The 3,292-nt window shown below is 72.2% G+C and carries 4 protein-coding genes and 1 pseudogene; 4 read left to right on the plus strand and 1 reads right to left on the minus strand.

Annotated features, from left to right (window positions below; translation table 11 throughout):
- Positions 1–440 (minus strand): inositol monophosphatase family protein (locus WBA11_RS14685; protein ID WP_424521413.1); only part of this gene is annotated, 440 nt, incomplete at its 3' end.
- A gap of 71 nt (positions 441–511) precedes the next feature.
- Here WBA11_RS14685 and WBA11_RS14690 point away from each other — a divergent pair.
- The 4 genes and pseudogenes from WBA11_RS14690 to WBA11_RS14705 form a co-directional block, all read left to right on the plus strand.
- Positions 512–1,162, plus strand: coding sequence for a hypothetical protein (locus tag WBA11_RS14690; RefSeq protein WP_424521414.1), 651 nt, complete (start codon positions 512–514; stop codon positions 1,160–1,162).
- A 1-nt stretch (position 1,163) separates the two neighbouring features.
- Positions 1,164–1,898 carry a biotin--[acetyl-CoA-carboxylase] ligase gene (locus tag WBA11_RS14695; protein ID WP_424521415.1) on the plus strand — a complete coding sequence of 245 codons (735 nt, stop codon included), beginning with the start codon at positions 1,164–1,166 and terminating at the stop codon, positions 1,896–1,898.
- Positions 1,895–2,896, plus strand: coding sequence for an NAD-dependent epimerase/dehydratase family protein (locus WBA11_RS14700; RefSeq protein ID WP_424521416.1), 1,002 nt, complete (start codon positions 1,895–1,897; stop codon positions 2,894–2,896). Before WBA11_RS14695 ends, WBA11_RS14700 begins: the two co-directional genes overlap by 4 nt.
- 51 nt (positions 2,897–2,947) lie before the next feature.
- A pseudogene (locus WBA11_RS14705) lies at positions 2,948–3,292 on the plus strand (hypothetical protein); the annotation flags it as partial.

Here is a 3,292-nt window from a genome sequence, read left to right on the forward strand (position 1 = left end):
GTCGAGGACACCCGGGCCGGCCGGCCGTCGACCTCGAGGCCGCGACCGCGGGCGGCCGAAAACAGCTCGCCGGACGACACGTCGAGGACGACGCCGACGGCGCCGTCGCCCTCCACGCGCAAGCCGATCGAGACGGCGTAGGGTGGGACGCCGTGCGAGAAGTTGGTCGTCCCGTCGAGGGGGTCGACGATCCAGACGCGGCCGGTGTCGAGGTCGAGGTCGGCGGACGCGCCCTCCTCCCCCACCAGCCGGTCGTCGGGGAAGGCGGCGGCGAGCGCCTCGAGGACGATCCGCTGCGAGCCCTCGTCCACGAACGTGACGTAGTCGTGGACGCCTTTCGTCTGGAGAGCACTGACCTCAAGACCGCCGGCGTGGGGTCGGATAAAGTCGGCGGCGGCGCGGGCGGCGGACTCGGCGACGCGCCGTTCGGACTCGAACATGGGATCGGTGGGGACGGCCGCTGCAACCCGGGCCGGGCCGGGGGGTTCTGACCCCGATCCTCCCGACGCTGGTGCGCTTTCTCGCCGTCCTCTTCGCCCTCGCCCTGGGCGCCTGCTCCGAGCCCGACGTGGCGCCGGTCCTCGACGAAGAGGCGTTCGCGCTGCTGTCGCACGTCGACAAGTACGCCCTCGAGGATGCGTTCGCGCTCGCCGACCGCGACGGCTACACCGCCGACGTGATCGTGACGACCTTGGAGGACGGCGCCGCGGTCAGCCGCGACTCGTCGGTCGTGACGACGGACGACCCCGGGGTCCTCGATGCCGACGGCGGATCGCTCCTGCTGCGCGACCCGATCGACCAGGCGCTGAGCGACGACCCTCCCTACCTCGACCCGTCTGTCCGGGAGGCCTACGCGATGCGCGTCTTGGGCGACACGACCATCGGCGGCGTCCGCTTCCAGCGCGTCCAGGCCGTCTTGACCGACACGACGCGCGAGCTCGGTCTCAAACGCGTGTGGGCCGCCGTCGACGACCGGGGCCGAGTCGGCGCCCTCGAGGTCGACCGCCGGTCGGACTCGGCCATCTTTCGGGAGCGGAGCACGGTGCGGGCCGTCTTGGCTCCCGACGACGACTGGCGCCCTCGGCGCGTCGTGACCGACACCTGGACCGACGTCCCGCTCTCGGAGCCCCGGCACGTCCGCGTCGAGTGGACGGTGCGCTAGCGTGGCGCTCGGAACGCCGTCCCGCCACCTCGAGGCCGTCGACTCGACCATGACCGAGGCCGCCCGATGGGGCGCCGACGGCGCTCCGCACGGCGCAGTCGTCACAGCGCAGGCGCAGCGCCACGGTCGGGGTCGGCACGGACGCGTGTGGCAGAGCGAGCCGTCCCAGAACCTGCTGTTCACCGTCGTCCTGCGTCCCGACCTCGAGGCCGACCGGCTCGGCCTGATCCCGCTCGCCGCTGGGCTGGCCGTGGCCGAAGCCGTGGCCGCGTTCGGCGTGACGGCGTCCCTCAAGTGGCCGAACGACGTCCGCGTCAACGGTCAAAAACTCGCCGGGGTGCTGGCCGAGTCCTCCAGGTCGGCGAGCGGAGCCGTCGTGCTCTTGGGCGTCGGCCTCAACGTGACGCAGACGTCGTTTCCCGACCTCGAGGGTGCGACGTCGCTGCGGATGATCACGGGCCGACACCTCGCCCCCCTCTCCGTCCTCGACCCGATCTTGGACCGGCTCACCATTCACCTCGACGCTCTGTCCTCGGGGCCGAGCGACGTGACGAGCGCCGTCGACCAGCGCCTCGAGCGACCGGAGTCGCCCGTCGAGGTCCGCGATCCCGCAACCGGCGACGTGTCGACTCGAGGTCGGATCCTGGGGCTCGCGCCGGACGGCGGGCTCCGTCTCGACACAGACACCGGAGAACGCGTCGTCTACGCCGGAGAAGTCACCTTGTCACGCTCATGATCGTCGTCACGGGAGCCACCGGCTTCGTCGGGTCCGTCTTAGTGCGCCAGCTCGTCGAGGACGGGCAGGAGGTCCGCATCCTGCGCCGCGCCTCGTCGTCGCTCGATCTCTTGGGCGACCTCGAACCGTCAGGTCGGCGCAGCCAGGTCGAGCACGTCGTCGGAGACGTCACCGACCCGGACGTGGTCTTCCCGGCCCTCGAGGGCGCCGAGACCGTCTACCACGTCGCCGGCTACGTCGGGTTTGGACGCCGGGCTCGGCCGATGCTGCGTCACGTCAATGTCCAGGGCACCGCGACCATCGTCAATGCCGCCCTCGAGGGCGGAGTCCGGCGTCTGGTCCACACGTCGAGCATCGCCGCCCTGGGCCGACCGCTGCGGTTCACGGGCGTCCTCGACGAAACGTCGCCCTGGCGGGACTCGACTGCCAACACGCACTACGCCATCAGCAAACGCGACGCCGACCTCGAGGTCGCGCGCGGCGTTGCGGAGGGGCTTGACGCGGTGACGGTGATGCCGGCCGTCGTCTTCGGCCCCGGCCGCCGAGGCGATGGGACGATGGCGATCGTGGAGCGCGCGGCGTCGGGTTTGGTCGCAGCGCCTCCAGGCGGAACGGCGGTCGTCGACGTCGAGGACGTGGCACGGGGGATGCGCCTGGCCGCCGAACATGGCGTCACGGGCGAGCGCTACATCCTGGCCGCCGAGAACCGGTTGTGGACCGACCTTCTGGGCGTCATCGCTGACGCTGCCGGAACCCGGCGTCCTCGATCCGTCCCGCCGTGGACGCTCTTGGGCGCAGGTTGGGCGAGCCAGGCCTGGGCCGCGGTCACCGGGTCGGATCCGGCGCTGTCGGTCGCACAGGCGCGAGGCTCGGTCGGGACCTACCGCTACGACGGCTCTCGGGCGACGCGAGACCTCGGTCTGACCTACCGGCCGTTCGAGGACACCGCTCGGCGTGCCGTCGCCGCCCTCGAGGACGACCCAACGCGGCAGGCATAGGGCGAACCCGGGCCGACCTCGAGGCCGCCGACGGACCCGGTATCTTGCCGCATGGCCCTCGACCTCCGCACCGGCGACCTCGCCCTCACCCTCGACGCCGACGGCACCGTCCGCCGGCCCGACGGCTCCACTCTCGACGCGCGCCGGACGCTGTTGTCGTCGAAGGGCGCGTCCGAGACCGTCTCGGTCGTCCTCGACGGGACGCCGCACATCGCGACCGTCGAGCGCGACGGACCCACGACGCGGGTCTGGGTGGGCGGCACGCCCATCGAGGTCGAGGTCCGCACCGAGGCCGACCTGCTGCTCGAGCGCTTCGGCCTCGAGGCCGGCGACTCGGCCGCGGAACGCGAGATCAAGGCGCCGATGCCCGGCCTGGTCCTGCGCGTACTGGTCGAG

The sequence above is a fragment of the Rubrivirga sp. genome (assembly GCF_049648075.1).
Taxonomy (GTDB): Bacteria; Bacteroidota; Rhodothermia; order Rhodothermales; family Rubricoccaceae; genus Rubrivirga.